This window comes from Nocardia tengchongensis (assembly GCF_054781395.1).
Map to the genome: position 1 here is coordinate 1,790,985 of NZ_BAAGUM010000006.1, position 24,088 is coordinate 1,815,072.

The 24,088-nt window shown below is 68.6% G+C and carries 15 protein-coding genes; 7 read left to right on the forward strand and 8 right to left on the reverse strand.

Features of this window, described 5'->3' with window-relative positions:
• Positions 1–642, forward strand: coding sequence for a hypothetical protein (locus ACYVKL_RS19235; RefSeq protein ID WP_213558895.1), 642 nt, complete (start codon positions 1–3; stop codon positions 640–642).
• Between the two features lie 386 nt (positions 643–1,028).
• On the opposite strand, the gene recR is transcribed toward ACYVKL_RS19235, so the two are convergent.
• Positions 1,029–1,637: a recombination mediator RecR gene (recR, locus tag ACYVKL_RS19240; RefSeq protein ID WP_213558893.1), complete on the reverse strand. Its 609-nt coding sequence runs from the start codon at positions 1,635–1,637 to the stop codon at positions 1,029–1,031.
• A gap of 14 nt (positions 1,638–1,651) precedes the next feature.
• Complete coding sequence (locus tag ACYVKL_RS19245; protein WP_213558892.1) at positions 1,652–1,984, reverse strand: YbaB/EbfC family nucleoid-associated protein; 333 nt, start codon at positions 1,982–1,984, stop codon at positions 1,652–1,654.
• 101 nt (positions 1,985–2,085) lie between these two features.
• On the opposite strand from ACYVKL_RS19245, the gene ACYVKL_RS19250 reads away from it, so the two are divergent.
• Both ACYVKL_RS19250 and ACYVKL_RS19255 read left to right on the forward strand, forming a co-directional pair.
• Positions 2,086–2,895, forward strand: a complete 810-nt coding sequence (locus ACYVKL_RS19250; protein ID WP_379165123.1) for a MerR family transcriptional regulator — start codon at positions 2,086–2,088, stop codon at positions 2,893–2,895.
• A gap of 13 nt (positions 2,896–2,908) precedes the next feature.
• Positions 2,909–3,256, forward strand: coding sequence for a VOC family protein (locus ACYVKL_RS19255; RefSeq protein ID WP_379165125.1), 348 nt, complete (start codon positions 2,909–2,911; stop codon positions 3,254–3,256).
• On the opposite strand, the gene ACYVKL_RS19260 is transcribed toward ACYVKL_RS19255, so the two are convergent.
• Positions 3,253–3,687: an SRPBCC family protein gene (locus ACYVKL_RS19260; protein ID WP_213560773.1), complete on the reverse strand. Its 435-nt coding sequence runs from the start codon at positions 3,685–3,687 to the stop codon at positions 3,253–3,255. The two genes, ACYVKL_RS19255 and ACYVKL_RS19260, sit on opposite strands and share 4 nt — an antisense overlap.
• Positions 3,688–3,856: 169 nt before the next feature.
• On the opposite strand from ACYVKL_RS19260, the gene ACYVKL_RS19265 reads away from it, so the two are divergent.
• Positions 3,857–4,750, forward strand: coding sequence for a hypothetical protein (locus ACYVKL_RS19265; RefSeq protein ID WP_379165127.1), 894 nt, complete (start codon positions 3,857–3,859; stop codon positions 4,748–4,750).
• On the opposite strand, the gene ACYVKL_RS19270 is transcribed toward ACYVKL_RS19265, so the two are convergent.
• A complete protein-coding gene (locus ACYVKL_RS19270; RefSeq protein ID WP_379165129.1) occupies positions 4,747–5,988 on the reverse strand; it encodes an ArsB/NhaD family transporter in 1,242 nt (413 codons plus the stop codon). The genes ACYVKL_RS19265 and ACYVKL_RS19270 overlap by 4 nt on opposite strands.
• Positions 5,989–6,092: 104 nt before the next feature.
• Between ACYVKL_RS19270 and ACYVKL_RS19275 the strand changes: the two genes are divergently transcribed.
• From ACYVKL_RS19275 to ACYVKL_RS19285, 3 genes are all read left to right on the forward strand, one after another.
• Positions 6,093–11,933, forward strand: a complete 5,841-nt coding sequence (locus ACYVKL_RS19275) for a WD40 domain-containing protein (RefSeq protein ID WP_379165131.1) — start codon at positions 6,093–6,095, stop codon at positions 11,931–11,933.
• 189 nt (positions 11,934–12,122) lie between these two features.
• Positions 12,123–13,553, forward strand: a complete 1,431-nt coding sequence (locus ACYVKL_RS19280) for an FAD-binding oxidoreductase (protein ID WP_379165792.1) — start codon at positions 12,123–12,125, stop codon at positions 13,551–13,553.
• On the forward strand, positions 13,550–14,866 hold the full coding sequence (locus tag ACYVKL_RS19285) for a class I SAM-dependent methyltransferase (RefSeq protein ID WP_379165133.1): 1,317 nt from the start codon (positions 13,550–13,552) through the stop codon (positions 14,864–14,866). The genes ACYVKL_RS19280 and ACYVKL_RS19285 overlap by 4 nt, the downstream gene beginning before the upstream one ends.
• 67 nt (positions 14,867–14,933) lie before the next feature.
• Here ACYVKL_RS19285 and ACYVKL_RS19290 read toward each other — a convergent pair whose 3' ends face one another.
• The 4 genes from ACYVKL_RS19290 to ACYVKL_RS19305 form a co-directional block, all read right to left on the reverse strand.
• Complete coding sequence (locus ACYVKL_RS19290; RefSeq protein ID WP_379165793.1) at positions 14,934–16,472, reverse strand: alpha/beta hydrolase; 1,539 nt, start codon at positions 16,470–16,472, stop codon at positions 14,934–14,936.
• A 97-nt stretch (positions 16,473–16,569) separates the two neighbouring features.
• Entirely contained in the window at positions 16,570–20,151 is a 3,582-nt protein-coding gene (locus ACYVKL_RS19295) for a protein kinase domain-containing protein (RefSeq protein WP_379165134.1), read from the reverse strand.
• Positions 20,152–20,445: 294 nt separating this feature from the next.
• Positions 20,446–22,599, reverse strand: coding sequence for a 3-hydroxyacyl-CoA dehydrogenase NAD-binding domain-containing protein (locus ACYVKL_RS19300; protein ID WP_379165136.1), 2,154 nt, complete (start codon positions 22,597–22,599; stop codon positions 20,446–20,448).
• Between the two features lie 38 nt (positions 22,600–22,637).
• Positions 22,638–23,849, reverse strand: a complete 1,212-nt coding sequence (locus tag ACYVKL_RS19305; RefSeq protein WP_379165138.1) for an acetyl-CoA C-acetyltransferase — start codon at positions 23,847–23,849, stop codon at positions 22,638–22,640.
• Positions 23,850–24,088 lie beyond the last annotated feature (239 nt).

Sequence of the window (24,088 nt, forward strand, 5' to 3'; positions counted from 1 at the left end):
GTGAGCTACGACCTCGTTCTGCTGCCCTCCGGTGTCGCGTCGTCCCCCGAAGCGGTGGACGACTACCTGACCGGGCAGGACGGCAAACCGGCCGGTGACACCGTCACCGCGATCGCGGCCGAGCTGGACGAGCGCAATGCCGCGCTGCCGGAGGCGGACAGCTTCCTGGGCGCGCCGGCCGCCGACGGCGTGCTGGGTGACGCGCTGTTCGTGTCCACCCCGTACGACGCCATCGGGCACACCCGCTCGTTGCTGTTCGAGCTGGGCACCCCGCACGGCTACGCGGTGTGGGATCCGCAGCTGGCCTGGCTGGCCGATCCGGCCGGTTCGGTGCCGGCCGCCGTCACCCACGGCGGGGCCGGTGAATTTCCTTACCTGACAAAACAACTGGTTGACCTGTGGATTCCGGAGCTGGGACAGCCCGGTCCGTATCTGATCGCGGAAACCGCCGATCAGCACTACATCCAGACCTATCGGCACCCGGACGGGCATTTCGACCTGGAATACCGGGAAGGCTCCGCCGACAAGCATTTCGCCGCCACCGCGAACGACCCGCGAATTGTCGCCGATCTCATCTGGAGCTGGGCAAACGGAGATCGTTCGGGATTCGACGCGCTGGATTGGCAACGCCTCACGTTCTGACCGGAAATAACGGGAAGATTTCAATTTCCGGATCCGACCCCCGGCAATGAACGACGCGCGCGCGTTGGAAAGCTAGCATTCCGCTAATTGCATGCGGTGTTTCCAGCTGGTTCGCATTATTCACCGAGGCGAGGAGCGCGAAAGATGAAGCTACGCCCGTCCCTGAAGACCGGGACTCTACGCAAGGGCCTGGCAGTGGTGGCGGGGCTCGCCGCCACCTTCGCTATCGCCGTGGTTTTACACGCCAGCGGGGCCGGCGCCGATATCCCGAGGAACGTTCAGCACATTCCGTGCCCCCAGCCGGCGGCGCTGCCCGCGCCGCCGACCTGGACCTGACCGACTCCCGGTAACTCTCCGGGGTCACCCCGGAAACCCCCCGGCCCGCCCTAAAGCGCGCGACGGCCGGAAAGGGCACGGCCCAGGGTCAATTCGTCGGCGAATTCGAGATCGCCGCCCATGGGCAGACCCGAGGCCAGGCGGGTGACGCTCAGGCCCGGGAAATCCCGCAGCATGCGGACCAGATAGGTGGCGGTCGCCTCACCCTCGGTATTCGGGTCGGTGGCGATGATGACCTCGGAGACGTCCACGCCGTCATCCTGATTTCCGATGCGGGTCAGCAATTCCCGGATCCGCAACTGGTCGGGACCGATGCCCGACAGCGGATCGAGCGCGCCACCCAGCACGTGATAGCGGCCGCGGAATTCGCGGGTGCGCTCGATGGCCTGCACATCCTTGGGCTCCTCGACCACGCAGATCATGGTGCGATCGCGACGCGGATCGGCGCAGATACGACACAGTTCACCGTCGGAGACGGTGCCGCAGACGGCGCAGAACCGCACGCCGTCGCGCACCTTCTGCAGGGCGGATTGCAGCCGGTCGATCTCCGGCGGCTCCACCGACAGCAGATGGAACGCGATGCGCTGCGCGCTCTTCGGGCCGACGCCGGGCAGCTTGCCCAGTTCGTCGATGAGATCCTGTACCGGACCCTCGTACACCTACCCAGCCCCGCTCAGAGTCCGGGCAGCGCGCCGCCGCCGAACCCGCCGGCAAGCGGGCCCAGCCGTTCCGCGGCGAGGTTCTGCGCGGTGTCCATGGCGTCGTTGAGCGCGCCGATGATCAGGTCCTGCAGGGTCTCGACGTCCTCGGGGTCGACCACCTTCGGGTCGATGGTCAGCGAGAGCACCTCGCCGGTCGCGCGAATCTTGGCGCGCACCAGGCCACCGCCGGCCTCGCCCTCGACCTCCGATTCCGCGATCTCCTGCTGCGCGGCCATGACGGCCTGCTGCATCTGCTGGGCCTGGGCCATCAACTGCTGGAAATCGAATCCTTCACCGGGCTGCACGGCGCGTCCTTCCTGGGGGATGGTGATCGGACACCAGCGTAGTCGGCGACTCGCGCGGCGTTCCTTGACTCTCCCCTCGCTGGAGGGTGTTCGCTGAAGGCATGACGGCAACGGTTCCGATCGGCGAGTTCTCGCGACTCACCTACCTGACCATCAAAACGCTGCGGTACTACCACGAGATCGAGCTGCTGGAGCCGGTCGCGATCGACCCGGGCTCGGGCTACCGCTTCTATTCGACCGCACAGGTGGACCAGGCGCACCTGATCAAGCGGCTGCGCGAGCTGAACATGCCGCTGCCGGAGATCAAGGCGGTGGTGGCCGCACCGGATCAGGCGGCCCGGGACGCGGCGATTCGCGCGCATCTCGAGCGCATGGAGGCCGAACTGGTCCGCACCCGCGACGTGGTGGCCTCACTGCAGGCGCTGCTGCTGCCGTCGACCGGGATCAGCGTCGAATACCGTTCCGTCGCAAGCTATCCGGCGCTGGCCATGCGATCCGAAGTCGCGCGCGAGGACTGCGACGTGTGGTGCGATCACAGCTTCGGGACGCTCTACGGAACCCTGGCCGCGGCCGACCTGGCACCCGCCGGACCCGGCGGCGCGACCTATGCGGCCGAGTTCTTCGAGTACGACCGGGGCGAGGTGGTCACCTTCGTGCCCATCGAGCCGCGGCACCGGGACCGTTTCGACCCGGCGACCGTGCTGGATCTACCCGCCCGCCGGTTCGCCATCGCCCTGCACGCGGGGCCCTTCACCGAATTCGACCGCACCTACGGCGCCCTGGGCAGCCATGTGGCCGAACACGACACCGCGCTCACCGAACCCGTGCGCGAGCTCTACCTGGTCGGGCCCGGCGACGCCGAGCCCGCCGACTACCGCACCGAAGTCTGCTGGCCGATCGGCCGGCTCTGAAAAGGAGAGAACCATGGCACTGTCCCTCGCCAACATCACCATCGACTGCGATAACGCGGCCGAGCTGGCAGGTTTCTACGCGCAGCTGTTCGAGCGCCCGGTGGACGAGGGCGCGACCGAGTACTTCGCGACCATCGACAACGCGGCCGCGGGCCCGACCTTCATGTTCATCCAGGTACCCGACAAGAACCCGGGCAAGAACGTGGTGCACCTGGACCTGCATTCGCCGGACCAGCAGGCGGAAATCGCGAAGGCGGTCGCCCTCGGGGCCAAGCATCTGGCCGACTTCGACGAGTACGGCACCAAGTGGGCGACGCTCGCGGACCCCGAGGGCAACCTCTTCGACATTGCCCAGAGCTAGGCGAGTTCCTTCTTCAGGTTTTCCAGCACCTCGGCCTGGATCTTCTTCAGGCCGAGGGGCGCGAAGATGCCCTCGAAGATGCCGCCGATGCCGCCCGCACCCTTCCAGGTGGTGCGCACGGTGACCAGCGAGCCGGAGCCCGAGGGCGTGACGGTCCACGCGGTCACCATGGAGGAGTTCGAATCCCGTTCCGTCACCATGGAATCGGAGACCGAGATGGCCGCGCGCACATTGCGGGACCGCTTCTCGGTGGCCTGCAGCGTCCACTCCGCGACGGTGCCCGCACCCTGACCGCCCTCGACCACCTTGTAGTCGCGGTAGTGCGAGGAGAGGATCTTCGGCCGGACCGTTTCGTAGTCGGCGATCGCGTCGAGGGTGCGCTTCGGATCCGCCGCGACGACGATCGAACTGGAGGCGCTGACCTGTCCCACCATGTGCTCCTTAGTGATTGCGGGCTGACCGGCACTCTGCCCTGTTACCGCTCGGTCATGTTACGCCGCACCGGGGACGCACCGGATGCTCCGGGGGCATCGCTTTCCACCGTCTCGGCGTCCCCGCGGCACCTATCCTGGGTGCATCTCTCGGGGGAGGACCGCGCCCATGACACGCTTCGTGACCTGGCTCCGGCTCAATATCGACGCCGTAGTCGCCATCGTCATCGCGATCACGGCGGTGATCATCGAGTTCATCGACAAGAACACCAAACTCGATCCGGTGAGCAATGCCATCCTGCTGGTGCTGAGCCTGCTGGCGGTGACGCTGCTGCGGGACCGGAACCGGATCGCCCGGCTGGTCCGGGAGACCGCCGCGGTGCGGCTGCTCTACGGGGCGGAGGTCGATCAGGCCCACGCCCTGGCCCGCCGTGACACCGCCAACTGGATCTACAAGGGTGGCACCGGAACCTATCTGCGGGCGGCCACGCTGCCGTTCTTCCTGGCCCGGGTCCGCGCCGAGCAGCAGCTGCTGAACCTGCGGGTCGAGATCCTGGACCCGGGCGACGAACAGCTGTGCGAGGCCGAGGCGCAGCATCGCAATTCACTGCAACCGGGCGGTGACGCGAACGGCCGGCCCTGGACCACCGACCGGATCCGCAAGCAGTCCTTCGCCACCGTGCTGGCCTGCTCCTGGTATCGGGCCCAGTCCGAGCTGCTGACCATCGAACTGGCATTGTCCGCGGTGGTGTCGACCTACCGATGGGACATGTCCGACAGCGTCGGCATCATGAATCAGCGCGGCTCGAATACTCCGGCGCTGCTCTTCGAACGCGGGAAGACCCAGTATTCGGACCTCACCCGCGAATTGGCGTTGAGCTACAAGCAGGCCCGCCATATCCCGCTGGGCCGCGACAGCGAACTGCGCCCGCCCGCCGAGCCGACCATCGTGCAGGTGCGCCGACTCCTGGAACGGCTGGCCCTGCCGCTGCCCGCGGTGTACACCGACGACGATGTGGCCGAGATCGTGGAATACGCACTGCGCCCGGCGAATACGTTCTAGCCGGTGAGCAGCAGGCCCGCGGTGGCGGCGGTGGTCGCGGCCACCGCCAGCACCAGCCCGGTGAGCACGAACCGGCGCATCGGGACGCGCACCTGGTGGGTGCGGCAGAACTCCAGGCACAGCAGGGTCGCCAGCGACGCCCACGGCGTCACCACGGGACCCACATTGGCGCCGATCAGCAAGGCCAGCAACTGATTCCGGCCACCGTGCGCGACCGCCTCGCCCGCGGTGTAGGCGGGCAGATTGTTCACGATATTGGACAGCGCCGCGCCCGCCCCGGCGGCCCGGAACACGCCCGGCCCGCTGGTGTCCTGCCCGATCAGGGTGTCCATCAGCGTCGAGAGGCCGTACCGCGACAGCGTCGGCACCACCAGGAACAGGCCGGACACGAAAACCAGTAGCTGCCACGGGAACAGCGCGGGCCGCAGCGCCGACCGGTCACAGACGGCGAACGCCAGCACCGCGATGGCCGCCGCCACGGTGGCCGCGATCCCGATCCGATCCCCCACGAACGGAATGGCCAGCACGAACAGCACGCACGCGCCGCCCGACGCATACAACAGCACCCGCTCCCGGGCGTCCGCCGGGCGGATCGGCTCCGGCACCACATACCGCTCGGCGCCGCGCTGCGACCGCCGCCAGTACCACCACCACAGGCACACCATGGTCACCGCGATCGACAGCAGTTGCGGCAGCCACATCCGGGCCGCGAACCCGGTGGCGTCCAATGCCACCCGATCCGCCGCCAGCAGATTGGTCAGATTCGACACCGGCAGCAACAGGCTCGCCGTGTTCGCCAGCCACAGGGTCGTCATGGCCAAGGGCAGTGGCGGAATCTTCGCGGGCACCGCCAGCGCGATCATCACCGGCGTCAGCAGCACCGCCGTGGTGTCCAGGTTCAGCACGGTCGTCGTCACCGACGCGAACAGCACGCACAGCAGGAACAGTCCGGCGTAGTTCCCGCCCGCGATGATCGCCAGCCGATGCGCGATCACGTCGAACACCTTGGCGCGGCGCGCCAGATTCGCCAGCACGATCACACTGCCCAGGAACAAGAGCAGCGGCGCGATCCGCCGCATGTTGTCCGCCGCCTCCGCCCGCGGCAGCAGTCCGGTTGCCACGCACAGCAGCCCGAGCACGAGCAGCCCGATCCGGACGGTGTCCAGGACGCTGGGCCGCCGGCGCCCGGCCGAGCCTCCCCGGGCGGGCCGCGAACCGGAGTCCTGCTTGTCGGGCATTCAGTCATGATCGCAGGCTCGGGACGCAAGCAGGATCTGAGAATTGGTAAAGAGGTCAATTCGATTGCCCTCGCGAGGTTTTGGCGGGCTGGATACTGGACGGTGTGACACGCTGGGGCGGGCGACTTCTGTTCACGAGCTATTCGGCAGCCGACGAGAGATGGGCCATCTGGCTGGGGTGGCAGCTGGAACACGCCGAGGCGCGGTACCGGACCATGGTGTCCTCGTGGGACTTCGATCCGGCCGCGAACTACGGGGAGTTCGTACAGCGGGGTGTGCGGGAAGCCGATCTCGTGCTGGCGGTGCTGACCCGCGACTACGTGTCCTCGCGGCACGCGAATCGGGAGTGGCAGGCCGCGCTGGACGCGGATCCGGGGAAGCTGCTGGCCATCCGGGTCAGTGACTGTTCCCTGGAGTGGCTGCCGGCCGGGGTCGCCTGCCTGGATCTGCTCGGGATGCGCGACGAGGGCGAGATGCGGCGCGAGGTGCTGGATCGGGTCGAGCGGATGCTGTCGGAGCGGTGGGCGCCGCGGCGGCGACCGGACCCGCGGCCGGACGATCTGTGGTCTCCGGCACCGGAACCCGTGCGTCCCGGCCGTCGCCCGCTGTCGCCGCCGGCGTTTCCCGGGAACAGGGCGGCGGCCAGAACCCATGCCGGGCTGTCGATCCTGCACCTGGGCGGCCCGCGTTTCGGCCGCGCCCCGGCCGGGTCCGACATCCCGGCCGATCCCGAGGGCCTGCAGTCGCACGTCTGGGGCGCGGTCACCGAACTGGTCGATCGGCAGGCCCCGCCCCCGGATCTGATCGTGGTCAGCGGCGACCTCACCGAATCGGCGCATCCGACCGAATTCCGCAAGGCCACGGCGTTTCTCACCGGCCTGCGGGTCTTGCTCAAGCTGGAACCCGACCGGTTGGTGGTGGTCCCCGGCAATCACGACATCTCGAAACTCGCCTGCCGCGCCCACTTCCTCGACTGCGAGGCCAACGACCGCCTGCCCCGCGCACCGTACTTCGCGAAACTGCGCCTGTTCGAGCAGATGTTCACCACCCTCTACCGCGGCCTCGACCACCTGGTCTTCGACGTCGGCCAGCCCTGGACGCTGTTCCCGATCCCCGAATTGCGCCTGGTGGTGGCCGGTTTGAACTCGACCATGGCCGCCACTCACCGTCCCGAGGACGACTACGGCGCCATCGGCGACGAACAGAAGGACTGGTTCGCCGAGCACCTGCGCGCGCAGGAGGCGCAGGGCTGGTTCCGGCTGGGCGTGCTGCGCCACGACCCCGCTCCCGGCCCGAACACCTCCCCCTACGACGCGGGCGTCCTGCGCGACGCCGAGCGCACCTTCCGCCGCCTGGGTCCGCGCCTGAACCTGCTGTTGCGCGGTCCCGGACGGGCGGGCCGCTCGCTCGCGCACCCCGGCGGGACCCTGCCCGTGCTGTCCGCGCCCGCACCGGGCCAGGCCGAACTGATCCACATCACCGCCACCGGCCTCACCCGATACCGCTACGACGAACCCGCTGACGCTCCGGTCCCGCAAGTCATCGCCTGGTCGAATGCGGTGGTGGCGCTGCAGAGCCGGGCGGACCGGCCGGAACTGCCCGCCCCGCCGCCCGAACCCCGCCGCCCCGAACTCCGCGCGAGCGAGACCGCCCGCCCCCACGACATGCTGCTGGAGCAGGTCGCCGAGGTGTGCGAGGTCCGGTACCCGGGCGCGCGTATCCGCCGAATCGCCGCCGATCCGCACTATCTGCTGGTCACCGTGAATTCCGAGCCGGTCATCGAACAGCTGATCATCGGCGCGCACGTGGGCGAGGTGACCGGTCAGGTTCTCGACGAATTCCTCGGCCCGGAACCGCGCCCCGGCTCCCAGCTCATCTACCTGGGACCCGCTCCGAGCCGGGAACTCGCCGATCGGGCGGCCGCCGAGGGGGTGCGGATCCGCAGCTTCACCGATTTCCAGGGCATGGTCGAACTCGGCGACTACCTGCGCAAACAGTCCACCCGCTTGCGTGCGGACCCGGCCTATCCGTCGGAACTGTATGTGCCGCAACGCTTCCGCATGCTCGCGCCGCGCGGCCGCGAGGTGCAGCACGACCTGGTCGCCGAACTGATGAACCTGGTGACCGCCGGGGACGGCCGATTCGTGCTGCTGCTCGGCGATTTCGGGCTCGGCAAGACCTTCGCGCTGCGCGAGCTGACCCGCCGCATCGCCGAGACCACCACCGGACTCGTCCCCATCCTCATCGAACTGCGGGAACTGGACCGCACCAGCTCCCTGGACACCCTGCTGGCCGCGCACCTGGCCGACAACGGCGAATCCCGCATCGACCTGCGCGCCCTGCGCTACATGCTGGAGCAGGGCCGGGTGGTGCTGCTGTTCGACGGCTTCGACGAACTGCTGACCCGCCTCAACTACGACAGCGCCGCCGAGCACATGTCCACCCTGCTGCAGGCCGCGGTGGGCCGGGCCAAGGTCGTGGTGGCCGGGCGCACACAGCATTTCAAGTCCTACGACCAGATCGCGACCGCGCTCGAGACCCGGCAGGACCCGCATCCGGATCGCTACATCCTGAACGTGGAGAGCTTCACCGACGAACAGGTGCACGCCTTCCTGATCAATCGCTACGGCCCGTCCGGGCCCTCGCCCGACGCCCGGATGCGGCTGCTGCGCGGCATTCCCGGGCTGCTCGAACTCGCCTGCAACCCGCGCATGCTGAGCTTCATCGCCGACCTGCCCGAACAGCGGCTGCGCACCGCGGCCGGAGCCCGCCGCATCATCGGACCGACCCGGCTCTACGAGGAGATCCTGACCAGCTGGCTGGCCTACGAGATCGAACACTCCCCCGAACGCGCCAGCTCCCAGCCCACCCTCGGCATCGACGAACTGTGGCTCGCGGTCACGTATTTCGCACTGCGCGTCTGGGAGAACGGGCGGCCCTACCTGGACCTGACCGAATTGACCGAGGTTGCACAGGCCGCCGTACAGGAGATCGACGCCGGCCCGCTCAATGTGGCGCAGTTCGTGCACGCGCTCGGCTCCCGCAGCCTGATCGTGCGGACCGACGACAACCGGTTCGGTTTCATCCACTCCTCGGTGCGGGACTGGCTGGTGGCCAAGGCGATCGCCACCCAGCTGCGCGACCAGGTCGCCGAACCCGCGCCGCTGGCGCAGGCGCAACTCGAACCGCTGGCCGTCGAATTCCTCTGCGATCTGGCCGAAGTCGAGCAGCTCCAGACCTGGGTGGAGCGCATCGGCGACGCACCCGACGAGCACGAGATCACCCGGACCAATGCCGCGCGGATCGCGGCCAGGCTGCGCATCACCCCGGACAAGGATCTGCGCGGACTGGACCTGTCCCGCGAGGACCTGTCCTTCCGCAACCTGCAACAACTCGATTTCACCGGCGCGAACATGGCCGGGGCCCGGCTCACCGGCGCGGTGCTGGACCAGGCAGTCCTGCGCGGCGTGCGACTGGTGGGCGCGCAACTCGACCAGGCGTCCCTGGTCGGCACCGACCTCCGCGGAGCGGATATGACCGAAGTCCAACTGACCAGCGCCAACCTCCAGAACGCCGACCTCCGCGGCGCCCGCCTGCATCGAGCCCACCTGGATCAGGCCTCCCTGGTGCGCGCCGATCTGGGCCGCGCCGACCTGACCGGGGCGCGGCTGGCCCGCACCGACCTCACCGGGGCCCGCGGGGAGGGCAGCCGCTGGACCCGGGCCGCGCTGCTCGACGTGGTCGGCAGTCCCGCGGGCACCGACCTGACCGGTTCCGGCCGGGTGCCAGGCACCCCTCCGCTGACCGAATTCGCCCCGGCCGCCATCGGCGTCAAACACGGCGTGGACACGCAGAGCGGGCGGCTGCCGCGGCCGCTGGCCTACAGTCCCGACGGCGGCACCATCGCCGTGGGCTGCGATTCCGGCAGCGTGGTCATCTACGGCGCGGACACCGGACGCACCCTGCGCACGCTGCACGGACATCGCGACCGCACCTTCGCCCTCGCCTACACCGAGCAGGTGCTGGTCACCGGATCCGCCGACGGCACCGTCCGGATCTGGGACGCCACCAGCGGCGCGGTCCGGAAAATCCTGTCCCGCCACGAGAATTGGCCATGGCCGCTGGAAACCGACACCGCCGGAACGCTGCTCGCCACCGGCGACGCGGCCGGGACGCTGCGGGTGTGGCTGCTGCCGGACGGCGAGCTACTGCACGAATTCCCGTCACCGGACGGCCGTCCGCAACGCATCTACAGTCTCGCCTTCCACCGCGACCGGGTCGCCGCCGCGTATCACGATGGGGCCGTGCGCATCTGGCAACTGTCGACCGGAGACCGGGTCGGAGACTTCCGGGCGGCGCCGGGACCGGTCCGGCGGGTCTGCTGGGACCCGATGGGCACCCTGCTGGCCGCCGGCGGCGCGGAGGGCACGCTCGGCCTGTGGGATCCGGCCACCGGCACACGCGCGCACGACCTGTCCGGGCATGAGCACATCGTGTACACCGTCGCCTTCCATCCGACCGAACCCATCCTGGCCAGCGGGGACCTCGCGGGCGGAATCCGGCTGTGGGACACCGGCACCGGCGAGCCGAAGCAGATCCGCACCGAGCACGGCAGCGCGCGCATCCATTGGCTCGGCTTCGATCCCGGCGGCGACCTGCTCGCCACCGGCGACACCGCGGGCGCGGTCTACGTGCGCGACGGCCGCAGCGGCGCCCCGCTGCACCGGCTGACCGGGCACACCGGATCGATCTGGCCGTTCGCGTTCCGGCCCGACGGCACCCAGCTCGCCATCGCCGACGACCAGTTCGCGCTGCGAGTCTGGGATCCCGCCACCGGCGAGCGCCTGCACACCCTCAACGGGCACGGCCGGCACGTGCGCGCGGTCTCCTTCAATGCCGACGGCACGCTGCTCGCGGGCTGCGGCAACGACGGCAGCATCCGGCTCTGGGACGCCGCCACCGGGCGGCTCACCCAGCGCCTGCAGGGCAGCGCGGACGGACTGATCACGGTGGAATCCGGGAGCTTCAGCCCGGCCCGGGCCACCCAGCTGGTCACCGTCGGCAATGCCGGGCGGCTGCGGGTGTTCGATATCGCCGCGGGCGCGGCCGAACGCGAGATCACCGTCGATTCCGCACCCGTGTGGGCCGTCGCATACGACCCGACCGCCCGTTTCATCGCCACCGCCAACGACGACGACACCGTCACCCTGTGGACCCGCGAGACCGGCGGTGAGCACGCCGTCTGCGCCGAGCACCGCGGCCGGGTGCGCTCGATCGCCTTCGATGCGGCGGGCGCGACCATGGCCACCGGCTGCGATGACGGGCACGTCCGGCTCTGGGACGTGCAGACCGGGGAACTCCGGGGCACGCTGTCGGATCCGACGCCGAGCGGGGCGGGCGGGCATCGCGTCTACGGGGTGGTGTTCCACGGCGACCGGGTGGCCGGGATCTCCTGGGACGGCAGCGTGCGGATCTGGAGTGCGGCGGGCGGTCCGCCGCTGCACCGGCTGGACCTGCATCGGGGGCGGCTGTGGTGCGTGGCGGTGGACGCCGCGACCGGCATGCTGGCCACCGCGGGCGACGACCTGGTGATCCAGCTGTGGGACATCACCTCGGGCGCGCATCTGCACACGCTGCACGGGCATCGGAACCGGGTGCGTTCCTTGGCCTTCGATCCGACGGGGCGGCTGCTGGCCAGCGGCGGCAATGACGGCTCGATCATGGTGTGGTCGCTGGGCGAGGCCGGCGCGGCCCCGGAACCGCGCGCCACGCTGCTGGGGTTGCCGGAGGGTTGGGCGGCGTTCACCCCCGACGGCCGTTACAAGACCGAGGGGCTGACGGCGGGCCAGTTCTGGCACGTGATCGGTATGTGCCGTTTCGAAGCGGGCGAATTGGACCCGTATCTGCCGCAGATCCGGCAGCTGGAACTCGACGACCCGCTGTAAACGCTTCCGGCACACCGTAAGCCAAATGTTAGCTAAAGTAATAATCATCACCGGAGAGGCGGGAATACCCTGAGTACAAGGCAGGTCACACCTGCCGGCACGCATGCAAACTGTGCGTGAAAACCCGCCCCGCCGGTCCGTACTTGCTGGCCGTACCGGTCGGTGCACGCTAGGTTTCCGAGGGTGGCAGTGAGTCTGTTGGGGAAGGCCGGCCGCGCACCGGCCGCACACGAATCAGGGTTCGCCGCGCATCAGGCGGGAGTCGATCGCCTCCTGGCCTCCTACCGCGCCATCCCGCCGGATGCCAATGTCCGGCTGGCCAAGAAGACGTCCAATCTCTTCCGGGCGCGCGCCCGCAGCACCGCGCCCGGCCTCGACGTGTCCGGATTAGCGCAGGTCATCGCCGTGGACCCGGAGGCCCGCACGGCCGACGTGGCCGGCATGACCACCTACGAGGATCTGGTCGCCACCACGCTGCCCTACGGGCTGGCCCCACTGGTGGTGCCGCAGCTCAAGACCATCACCCTCGGCGGCGCGGTCACCGGACTCGGCATCGAATCCACCTCCTTCCGCAACGGGCTACCGCACGAATCGGTACTGGAGATGGACGTGCTCACCGGGGCGGGCGAGATCATCACCGCCACCCGCGACGGAGCGCACGCCGATTTGTACCGCGGATTCCCCAATTCCTATGGAACGCTGGGGTATTCGACGCGGTTGAAAATCGAGCTGGAAGCCGTGCAGCCCTACGTCGCGCTGCGCCACCTCCGCTTTCACGACCTGCGTGAACTCGAAGCGGCGATGGCGCAGATCATCGCCGACCGCGCCTGGGACGGCGAACCGGTCGACTACCTCGACGGGGTCGTCTTCACCGCCGACGAGAGCTACCTGACCCTGGGCCGCCAGACCGACGAACCCGGCCCGGTCAGCGACTACACCGGCATGGACATCTACTACCGGTCCCTCCAGCACGACTCGCCGCGGCCCAGGCGGGACCGGCTCACCATCGCGGACTACCTGTGGCGCTGGGACACCGACTGGTTCTGGTGCTCGCGAGCCTTCGGCGCCCAGAACCCGAAGATCCGGCGCTTCTGGCCGCAGCGATACCGGCGCTCCAGCTTCTACTGGAAACTCATCGCACTCGACCACAAGTACGCGATCGGCGACAAGATCGAGGCGCGGCACGGGAATCCACCCCGAGAGCGGGTGGTGCAGGACATCGAGGTGCCGCTCGAGCACACCGCCGACTTCGTGGAATGGTTCCTGCGCGAGATCCCGATCGAACCGATCTGGTTGTGCCCGTTGCGATTGCGCGATACCGACGGGGAACGGCCGTGGCCGCTGTACCCGCTCGAACCCGCCCGCACCTACGTGAACATCGGCTTCTGGTCGGCCGTGCCGACCGTGCCGGGACAGCCCGAGGGCGCGGCCAACCGGGCCATCGAACGCAAAGTGTCCGAACTGGACGGTCACAAATCGCTGTATTCGGACTCCTACTACGGCGAGGATGAATTCGCCGGCCTCTACTACGGCGGCGACGCCTACTCCACCCTCAAGAAGCGCTACGACCCGGATTCTCGTCTACTGGATCTGTATTCGAAGGCGGTGCAACGAAAGTGACCACATACAAGGACCGTTCCGACGTATTCGCGGAGCTCGGAACCAAACTCAGCATTGCCGAGATCTTCGCCACCCTCCTCGACGGGCCGGTGCCCATCCGTTTGACCTGTTACGACGGAAGCAGCGCCGGACCCCAGGACTCCGAATTCGGCTTGGAGATCCTCACTCCGCGCGGGGTCAACTACATCGCCACCGCGCCCGGTGATCTCGGCATGGCGCGCGCCTACATCTCCGGCGATCTCATCGCCCACGGCGTCGAACCCGGCGACCCCTACGAGCTGCTGAAAGCCATGGCGAGCATGAAGTTCCGCCGCCCGACCGCGCTGCAGCTGGTCGTGATCGCCCGCTCGCTGGGCTGGGAACTGCTCAAGCCCGTGCCCCCGCCGCCCCAGGAGGCCATGCCGCGCTGGCGGCGCATCGCGCTGGAAGGACTGCGGCACAGCAAGACCCGCGACGCCGAGGCCATCCACCACCACTACGACGTCTCCAACACGTTCTACGAATACGTGCTGGGCCCGTCCATGACCTACACCTGCGCGGCCTACGAGGACCCGGCCTGGACGCTCGAGCAGGCGCAGGAGAACAAGTACCGGCTGGTCTTCGACAAGCTGAACCTGAAGCCCGGCGACCGGCTGCTCGACATCGGCTGCGGCTGGGGCGGCATGGTGCGCTACGCCGCCAAGCACGGCGTCCACGTCATCGGCGCCACCCTGTCCGCCGAACAGGCCGAATGGGCGCAGGCCAAGATCGCCGAGGAAGGGCTCACCGAATTCGCCGAGGTGCGCCACTCCGACTACCGCGACGTGCGCGAGGGCGAATTCGACGCGGTGTCCTCCATCGGCCTCACCGAACACATCGGCGTGCACAACTACCCCGCCTACTTCGACTACATCAAGTCCAAGCTGAGGGTCGGCGGCCTGTTCCTCAACCACTCCATCACCCGGCCCGACAACACCCGGATCACCAAGGCCGGCGACTTCATCGACCGCTACGTCTTCCCCGACGGCGAACTCGCCGGCTCCGGGCGCATCATCTCCGAGATCCAGAACGTCGGGCTCGAAGTGCTGCACGAGGAGAACCTGCGCGAGCACTACGCCCTCACCCTCGCCGAATGGTGCGACAACCTGGTGAAGAACTGGGACGACGCGGTCGCCGAGGTCGGCGAGGGCACCGCCAAGGTGTGGGGCCTGTACATGGCCGGCTGCCAGCTCGGCTTCGAACGCAATGTGGTGCAGCTGCACCAGATCCTGGGCGTGAAACTCGGCGCCGACCAAGCCTGGACGGCGCCATTGCGCCCTTGGTGGAGGGCATAACTCTCAGGGGTAAACCCCGGAAACCCCGACAGCGGGCGTGCGGCCGATGCCGCACGCCCGCTGTCGGTCAGGACGACAGGCCCGGCACCGGGATCCCCAATCGGGCTGTCAGCCAAGGGAAAGTCGAGGTGAAGGCCGAGGCGGCGAACTGCCAGGTGTGGCCGCCGACGGTGGTGTGGACGGTGCAGTCGATGCCGACCTTGCGGCCCTCATCGCACAGCTGCTCGGCCGCGCCTTCCTCATTGGTGTCCTGGACGCCGTCCCGGCCGCCCTTGCCGATCTGATCCTCGGTCACCTTGGGCGCGCCGGGGAAGTTCATCTTCTGCTGGCCCGCGGGCTGCTGACCGGGGTGCTGTTGACCGCCGCCGCGCTGCTGCTCGTTCTGCTGCTGGCCGTTGCCCTGTTGTTGACCACTGCCCTGCTGTTGGCCACTACCGCGCTTGGGCGCGGTCAGATCGTCGAAGACCCCGACCATGCCGGTGTAGGGCCCGTGCCGCTGCATGACGGTCATCGGATCGAATTGTGCCCAGGCGTCGGCGTTTCCGCCGTACAGGCGCTTGACGGTCTGCTCCTTGGTGCCCGAGGTCGGGCCCAGGTCACCGGCGATGTCGACGAAGGTGCCGAACAACTCCGGGTGCATGACGGCAAGGTCGACCGCACAGGTGCCACCCATGGACCAGCCGACCACCGCCCACTGCGCCGGATCCTTGGCGACGCCGAACTCGGACTCCAGATAGCCGGGCACGTCCTTGGTCAGGTGATCGGCCGCATTGCCGCGCGGACCGTTCACGCACTCGGTGTCGTTGTTGAAACTGCCGCCGGAATCGACGAACACCAGCACCGGCGTCACCCCGCCGTTCTTCGCCGCGAACGCGTCCACGGCGGGCATGATCTGGCCGCTGCGCACCCAGTCGGCCGGGGTGTTGAATTCGCCGCCGATCATCATGACCGTCGGCAGCGCGGGCGGCTTGTCACCGGCGAACCAGGCGGGCGGCAGGTACACGTACTCCTGCCGATGCCGGAAGTCGCTGCCCGCCTCCGGAATATCGACCTCCACGATCCGGCCGGTCCCCACATCGGTATTGCGCAACTCGGGCAGCTCGTCCGCGTCGACCTGATGCGGTAGCGGATCCGCGTTCATCGCATCCCACGCCGCCTGCACGGTCGGGTAATAGCCGACCCACTGGTTGAGCACCACGCCCGTGTACAGCAACGCCACCGGCACCGCCAGCACCGCCGCGATCCGCTGCCACCAGCCCCCGGTCCGCAACCCCACCACCGCGGCCACCAGTCCGGCGGCCGTCAGCCCGACGCACGCCCACAACAGCACCGGCGCCGGATCCGAGGCCAGTCCCTGATCGTCGGTGAAATCCCAGGCCGCCCAGGCCGCCGCCACGCCCGCCACCGCGCACACCGGCATCCACAGCACCCACCAGCGCCGGGTGGCCCGCGCGAACGCGATCACCAGCAGCAGCACCGCCACGAACGCCACCACCTGCGGCACCCACCCGTGCAGCAGTGAAACCCCGTGGTGGAAGCCCGGATACCCGGTCCGCGCGGCGGGGGCCTGCGGTGCGGGCGGCGGCCCGAGAGGCGGGGACTGCATCGGCGCATGTGTGGACAACACGACGGCGATTGTGTCCGCCATTCCTCGAGAAACGCTGTGAATACCCTGCGACCCGTCCTACAGCAGGCGACCGGACCTACAGCAGCGACTCCAGGAAACGGCGCGGACCCTCCTGCTCGGCCCCGGAACCCAGCGGCATCTCGTGCCGCAGCGTCCGCAGGATGTTCAGCACGCCGGGACCGGCGTCGAGCAACGGCCGCGACCAGCGCAGCTCCGCGCAGCGGATCACCACCGGCGTGAGGACCGCGATCGACTCGCCCAGCCAGCCCGCCGCGGACAGGCATTCGGCCAGCAGCAGCGCCGAATCCAGTTCGGCCCGGGGACGTTGCTGTTCCCGGATGCGGGAGTGCAGGGCACGAGCGCGTTTCACGACGGTGTCGTCGGTGCCCAGCGGGGCCAGATCGTCGGTGGCGCGATCGTCACCGCGATAGTGGCGGGCCAGCAGCGCGCGGATGGTCGCGATCTCCTCGGCCTCGGCGGTCAGCACCGCCGCACCGGTGGCATGCCGCGGGATGCGCGCCATCGGATCGGTGACCAGGCCCGCGGTGAGGGAGTCGCCGGGCAGGCCCAGGCGCAGCCGCTCGGCCCGGACCTGCGCGGCCAGGCGGGGCAGCTTGCGGTCGGCGGCGATGCGCGCGCCCTCGTCCAGGCGGGCCGCGGCCGTCTCCAGGTCGCCGCGAACGGCTTTCACCCGCGCGCCGGACACGAAAATGGTGACCAGGAAATCCACCGGGCCGACACGGGCGGTCAATTCGTGGCTCTGATCCAGCAGTCGCTCCGCGCTGTCGAGATCCCCGCGACGGTAGGCCACCTCACCCAGCAGCGCGGCCGCGACCCGCACCGCGTGCGAACGGGAACCGGCCCGGTCCCGGGCGGTCTGCCAGGCCTGCTCGAAACACTGTGTGGCGGTATCGATATCGAGCTGCTCGTAGGCGGCGTCGCCCCGGGCGCACAGGCCGAACACCGCACCCAGCGGATCGGCCGAGCGCGCGTGGAACGGCGCGGCCCAGTCCTGCATGGTCCGCGCGCCCTCGAAGTCGAAATCGCAGAGCCGCACGAACGACGCCAGATTCGCGGCCGTGGACACCGTCCAGGCCGGGAGGTCGTCGGACAGCTTCAGGCATTCGGTGATCTTGTCGAGCACGCCCTCGGTGCGGTCCCGCGCCACCTGGTCGGCCGCCGCCAGCACCGCCGCCTGGCACCGCTGGTTCACCGCCTCGGTATCGTCGGTCCCGCTGCGCGCCAGCATGTTCGACAACCGGCCCAGCGCCGTCCGGGCCGCCCCCGACTGCTGCAGATTCACGTTCGCGCGGGCCAGCGCCATCAGCAGCTTGGACCGCGAAGCCACCTGCTGCATCGGCAGTTTCGACACCGTGCCGAACAGGGTCGCCAGCCGGGAACTGTCGATCAGGTCCATGCCGCCCTTCTCGACCAGATCCAGCGCGTACTTCAGATCGGTGGCCGCCAGCGCGTGATCCACCGACTGCTTGATCAGATTGTGCTCGGCGAACCAGCGAGAAGCCTTGCCGTGCAACTTCTTCAACTGCCCCGGCTGCGCCCGGTCCAGCCGGGACCGCAGGTGCTCGGCCACCATCGGCTGCATCCGGTACCAGCTCGGATCGTCGGGCACCCGATGCACGAACAGTTCCCGCCGCTCGGCCTGATCGAGCAGGTCTGCGGCATCCTTCGCCCCCGAGAGCGCCTCGGCCAGCGAAGCGTTCACCCGCTCGGGAATCGCTATGGCGCCGAGGAATTCGAGCATCCGCGGCTCGATGGTGCCCAGCACGTTCTCCGCGAGATACTCCCGGATCGCCTGGTTGTCGCCGGACAGTCCGGCGATCAGCCGATCCACGTCGTGATCGGCCGCCCGCAACGACAACCCCGCCAGCTGGATCGCCGCCGGCCAGCCGTCGGTGGCGGCATGGATCTGCTCGACCTGACGGTCGGTCAACTCCAATTCGAGGCGCTCGACCAGGATCTGGCGGGTCTCGGCCGCGGTCAGCCGCAACTGCCCCGACCCGATCTCGACCAGCTCGTCGGCCACCTGCAGGCGGCTCAACGGCAGCCCCGCCCGCTCCCGGCTGGTGATCACGAAACGCAGTTCGTGCGAACAATTGTCGAGCAGCGACGCCATCACGCGCTGCGCCCCGGCGTCGGTGATCCGATGCCAGTCGTCCACCACCACGACCACCGGGCTCGCACTCGCCTGCACCTCGTCGATCAGCGCCGACACCGCGTACGGCACCGCCTCCGCGGGCCGCTCCTCCAGCAACTGCTCGAGCCCCGCGCCGATCTCCGGACGCACCTTGCGAATCGCGGCGATGATGTGGGCCAGCAGCCACACCTCGTTGTCGTCGTCGCGGTCGATCCCGATCCAGGCCGTCGCCACCCCGCGATCGGTGAGCTCGGCACACCACTGCGCGGCCACCGTGCTCTTGCCGAACCCGGCCGGGCCGTGGATCACCGCCAACCGGCGGCGGCCGCCCGCGCGCAGCGGATCCAGCAGCCGGGGCCGGGCGATCGGCTCGCGCGCCGGGATCGGCGGACGGAATTTCGTTGTGGCCGTGGGTGGCAGCGTATTGCCGGTGCCGAACACCGCACTCGGATTACCGGTCGGGCGCAGCGTCAGCGAACGGGTGCGCGGCGCGCTGACCACGGGGCGGGTCCGCCGGGTGGTGTAACCGGCGGCCGGATCGGCGCCGTCCACACCGGGTTCCGAGCCGTCGATCAGGGCCATCTCGTCCGGCACCTGACCGTGATCGCCCTGCACCGTGCGCAGCAGCTCACCGAACTCCACCGCACTGGCGGGCCGATCACCCGGCTCCGGCGACATGGCCGCCTCGATGGCCGCGGCCACATCCGCCGGAATCTCCAGCTCCCGCAGGTCCGGGACCGGCTGACTGGTGATCCGCAGGAACTGCGCCACGATCTTCTCCCCCGCCTGCCGCTCGAAGGCGGCATGACCGGTCAGCAGCGCGAACAGGGTGGACCCGAGCCCGTACACGTCCGAACGGACCGTCGGCTCATCCCCTTTGAGCACCTCGGGCGCGGTGAACGCGGGCGACCCGGTGATCAAACTCGTGGAAGTGCGGAAACCGCCCGGAATCCGCGCGATCCCGAAGTCGGTGAGCTGCGGCTCCCCGTACCGGCTCAGCAGCACGTTCGCGGGTTTCACATCCCGGTGCAGCACCTCGGCGCGGTGCGCGGTCTCGATGGCCCCGGCCAGTTTCACGCCCACCCGCAGCGAATCCGCCCAGGACAGCGGCCCGCTGTCGCGCACCACCTGCTCGAGGGAACCGCGGGTGGCGTACGGCATCACGATGAAGGGCCGCCCGGTCGGAGTCACGTCCACCTGGAGGATGTCCACGATGTTCGGGTGCCCCGACAGCCGTCCCATCGCGTGTTCCTCGCGCAGGAACCGCTCCCGGCTCTCGTCGTCGATCTCCGCGGACAGCACCTTGACCGCCACCACCCGGTCCAGGGCGCGCTGGGCACAGCGATACACCACCCCGAAGCCGCCCCGCCCGATCTCCTCCGCGTCGAACAGGCCCATGGCCTCCAGTTCGTCGTCGAGGTTCACGGGAAGATATGCCTGCGTGGAGTTTTCGGAAGAGGTCTGCTCACGCCGCGAGCCATCCGGGCGCGCCTGTGAGTTCATCTCGACCACCTCGACCTGGGCTGCTTCCGGTGTTCTACCCGCACATTCAACGTAGCGCGGACCGCTCGGGCATGTGGACGGTTCCGCCTCTCCGAGCCTTTGCGGACCACCGGTTGGCTGCCGAAACTACTTCGGCCGTACCCGATGAGTTACCCCGATCGTCGCGAAATCAGTTGTCACGTTGGGCAACGTCCCGTCCCCACTCATTACTGTTTCAACGCCGAGACCCGGGTCGCGTATTTCGCGACCCGGGTCTCGGGGTTTCAGTTCCTCAGTGGTCGAGCCACCTCGGATTTACTTGCGCAGCGAAGCCGGAACCTCGAAGCGGCTGCCGAACTTGGCGGCCAGCTCGTCGGCGCGGGCCACGAAGGCTTCCTGTCCACCCGGGTAGCCGACGATGAACTGGTGGGTACCACCGGTCCAGGCCGGGAAACCGATGCCGAAGATCGAGCCGATGTTGGCGTCGGCGGTCGAGGTCAGCACGTTCTCGTCGAAGCACTTCTGGGTCTCGATGGCCTCCGCGAACAGCATGCGGTCCTTGAGATCCTGCAGGGTGACGCCCTCGGGGAGGGTGGTCGAGGTGCCGAAGGTGGAACGCAGCTCCGACCAGATACCGGTGGCCTTGCCATCGGTGTAGTCGTAGAAGCCCGCGCCGCCGGCCTTACCCTTGCGGTCGAACTCGTCCACCATCTTGTTCAGGATCTGCGCGGTCGCGCCGGAGGCGGCGTCGATCTCGCCACCCGAAGCCACGAGGGCCTCGGCGGTCTCCTTGTAGATCTTCTGCATGGTGGTGAAGTTCAGCTCGTCCGACAGCTTCAGCGGCGCCGCCGGGTAGCCCGCCTGCAGACCGGCCTGCTCGATGGTCTGCGGGTCGACGCCCTCACCGAGCATCATGATGGCCTCGTTGATGAACTTGCCGATCACGCGCGAGGTGTAGAAGCCACGCGAGTCGTTCACCACGATCGGGGTCTTGCGGATCGCGAGAGTGTAGTCGTACACCCGGGCCAGCGCCTCGTCGGAGGTCTTCTCGCCCTTGATGATCTCGACCAGCGGCATCTTGTCGACCGGGGAGAAGAAGTGGATGCCGATGAAGTCCTCGGCCCGCTTCACGCCGTTGGCCAGCAGGGTGATCGGCAGGGTCGAGGTGTTGGAGCCGAGCAGCGCGTCGGCGTCCACGATGTCCTCGATCTCGCCGAAGACCTTCGCCTTGAGCTCCGGGTTCTCGAACACGGCCTCGATCACGAAGTCCACGCCCGCGAAGTCGGCCGGGTCGGCGGTCGGCTTGATGCGGTCCAGGAGGGCCTTCGACTTCTCCTCGGTGGTCTTGCCGCGCGAGAGCGCCTTCTCCTCGAGCTTGACCGAGTAGTCCTTGCCCTTGTTCGCGGCCTCGATGGTGACGTCCTTGAGGACGACGTCGATGCCGGCCTTGGCGGTGACGTACGCGATGCCCGCGCCCATCATGCCCGCGCCGATCACGCCGACCTTCTTGATCTCACGCTTCGGCACGTCCTTGGGACGCGAACCGCCGTTGTTGATGTGCGACAGGTCGAAGAAGAACGCCTGGATCATGTTCTTGGCGACCGGACCGGTCAGCAGGGACACGAAGTAGCGGGACTCGATGATCGACGCGGTGTCGAAATCGACCTGCGCGCCCTCGACCGCGGCGGCCATGATGGCCTGCGGGGCCGGCATGTTCTGGCCCTTGAGCTGCTTGCGCAGGTTGGCCGGGAAGGCCGGGAGGTTGGCGGCCAGCGCCGGGGTGGACGGGGTGCCGCCCGGAATCTTGTGGCCCTTGACGTCCCAGGGCTGCACGCCCTTGTCCGGGTTGGCCTTGATCCACGCCTTGGCGGCCGGGACCAGCTCCTCGATCGAGCCGACGACCTCGTTGATCAGGCCGGTGGCCTTGGCCTTGGCCGGGGTGAACTTCTGGCCCTGCAGCAGCACGCCCATCAGGCCGTTGGCGATGCCCAGCATGCGGGTGATGCGGGTGACGCCGCCACCGGCCGGGAGCAGGCCGAGGGAGACCTCGGGCAGACCCAGCTGCACACCCTTCACATCGGCGGCGATGCGGTAGTGGGTGGCCAGGGTGATCTCCAGGCCGCCGCCCAGGGCAGCGCCGTTGATCGCGGAGACGACCGGCTTGCCCAGCTTCTCCAGGCGACGCAGGTCACCCTTGATGGTGGTGAGCTCTTCCATGATGGAGGCCGCGTCCTCGGGCGTGGTCTTCATCATGTTCTTGAGGTCGCCACCGGCGAAGAAGGTCTTCTTCGCGGAGGTGATGACGACACCGGTGATGTCGTCCTTCTCAGCCTCCAGGCGATCGACGGTCGCCTTCATCGAGTCCTTGTAGAGCTGGTTCATGGTGTTGGCGCCCTGGTTGGGGTCGTCCATGGTCAGCACGACGATGCCGTCGGCGTCCTTTTCCCAGCCGATCATGTTCTCGGTCATAGTCTTTCGTGTCTCCCTTGAGAAAAAGTCGGTGGGCGTCAGACGCGCTCGATGATGGTGGCGACACCCATGCCGCCGCCGATGCACAGGGTGATCAGGCCGTAGCGGGCGTTGCGACGGTGCAGCTCGTCGACCACGGTGCCGGTGATCATCGCGCCGGTCGCGCCCAGCGGGTGACCCATGGCGATCGCGCCGCCGTTGACGTTCAGCTTCTCGTCGGGGATCTGCAGGTCCTTCTGGAACTTCAGGACGACGGAGGCGAAGGCCTCGTTGATCTCGTAGAGATCGATGTCCTCGCGCTTCAGACCGGCCTTGGCCAGCGCCTTCTCGGCGGCCGGGGTCGGACCGGTGAGCATGATGGTGGCGTCGGCGCCGGAGGTGCCGGTGGCCACGATGCGGGCGCGCGGGGTCAGACCCGACGCGGCGCCGGCCTCTTCGGAACCGATCAGCACCATGGCGGCGCCGTCGACGATGCCCGAGGAGTTACCACCGTGGTGCACGTGGTTGATGGACTCGACGAAGTGGTAGCGCTGCATGGCCACCGCGTCGAAGCCGCCCATCTCGCCGATGCCGGCGAAGGCCGGGTTCAGCTTGCCGAGGTCGGCGGCGGTGGTGCCGGGACGCATGTGCTCGTCGTTGTCCAGCACGGTCAGACCGTTCAGGTCCTTGACCGGGACGACGGAGTTGGCGAAGTAGCCGTTCTTCCAGGCGTTGGCGGCCAGGTCCTGCGAGCGCACGGCGTAGGCGTCGACGTCATCGCGGGTGAAGCCCTCGATGGTGGCGATCAGGTCGGCCGAAATGCCCTGCGGGACAATGTAGCTCTCGTAGCTGGTCTTCGGGTCCATGAACATGGCGCCGCCGTCGGAGCCCATCGGCACGCGGGACATGGACTCGACGCCACCGGCGATGACCAGGTCGTCGAAGCCCGAGCGCACCTTCTGGGCGGCCAGGTTGACGGCCTCGAGGCCCGAGGCGCAGAAGCGGTTGATCTGGAAGCCGCCGACGGTGTCGGGCAGACCCGCGGTGAGCACGGTGGTGCGGGCGATGTCCGCGCCCTGGTCACCGACCGGCGAGACGACACCCAGGATGATGTCCGAGATGCGAGCCTCGTCCAGGTTCGGGAAGCGCTTCCGCAGCTCCTGGACCAGACCGGTGGTCAGGTCGATCGGCTTGACCGAGTGCAGCGCCCCCCCGCGGTTCTTGCCGCGCGGGGTGCGGATGGCCTCGTAAATGTAGGCCTCTGTGGTCATATCGGAGTTTTCCTCTCTTGGGTGCGCCGTCACCGCGTTGTGCGGGCCGTGCCGTAGCCATACCTCGCCGACCGGCCCCACGACCGATCGCCTTTGACGCTGTACAAACAACGTCCCGAGCCGGTTTGTTGACGCTCCGGTAACCCGTACGCCTGGGCATACCTTAGAACCTCGCGAAACCGATACTCACGGCCACCCGATCATAGTACCGAACTATGCGAACTCCGGTTAACTTAAGT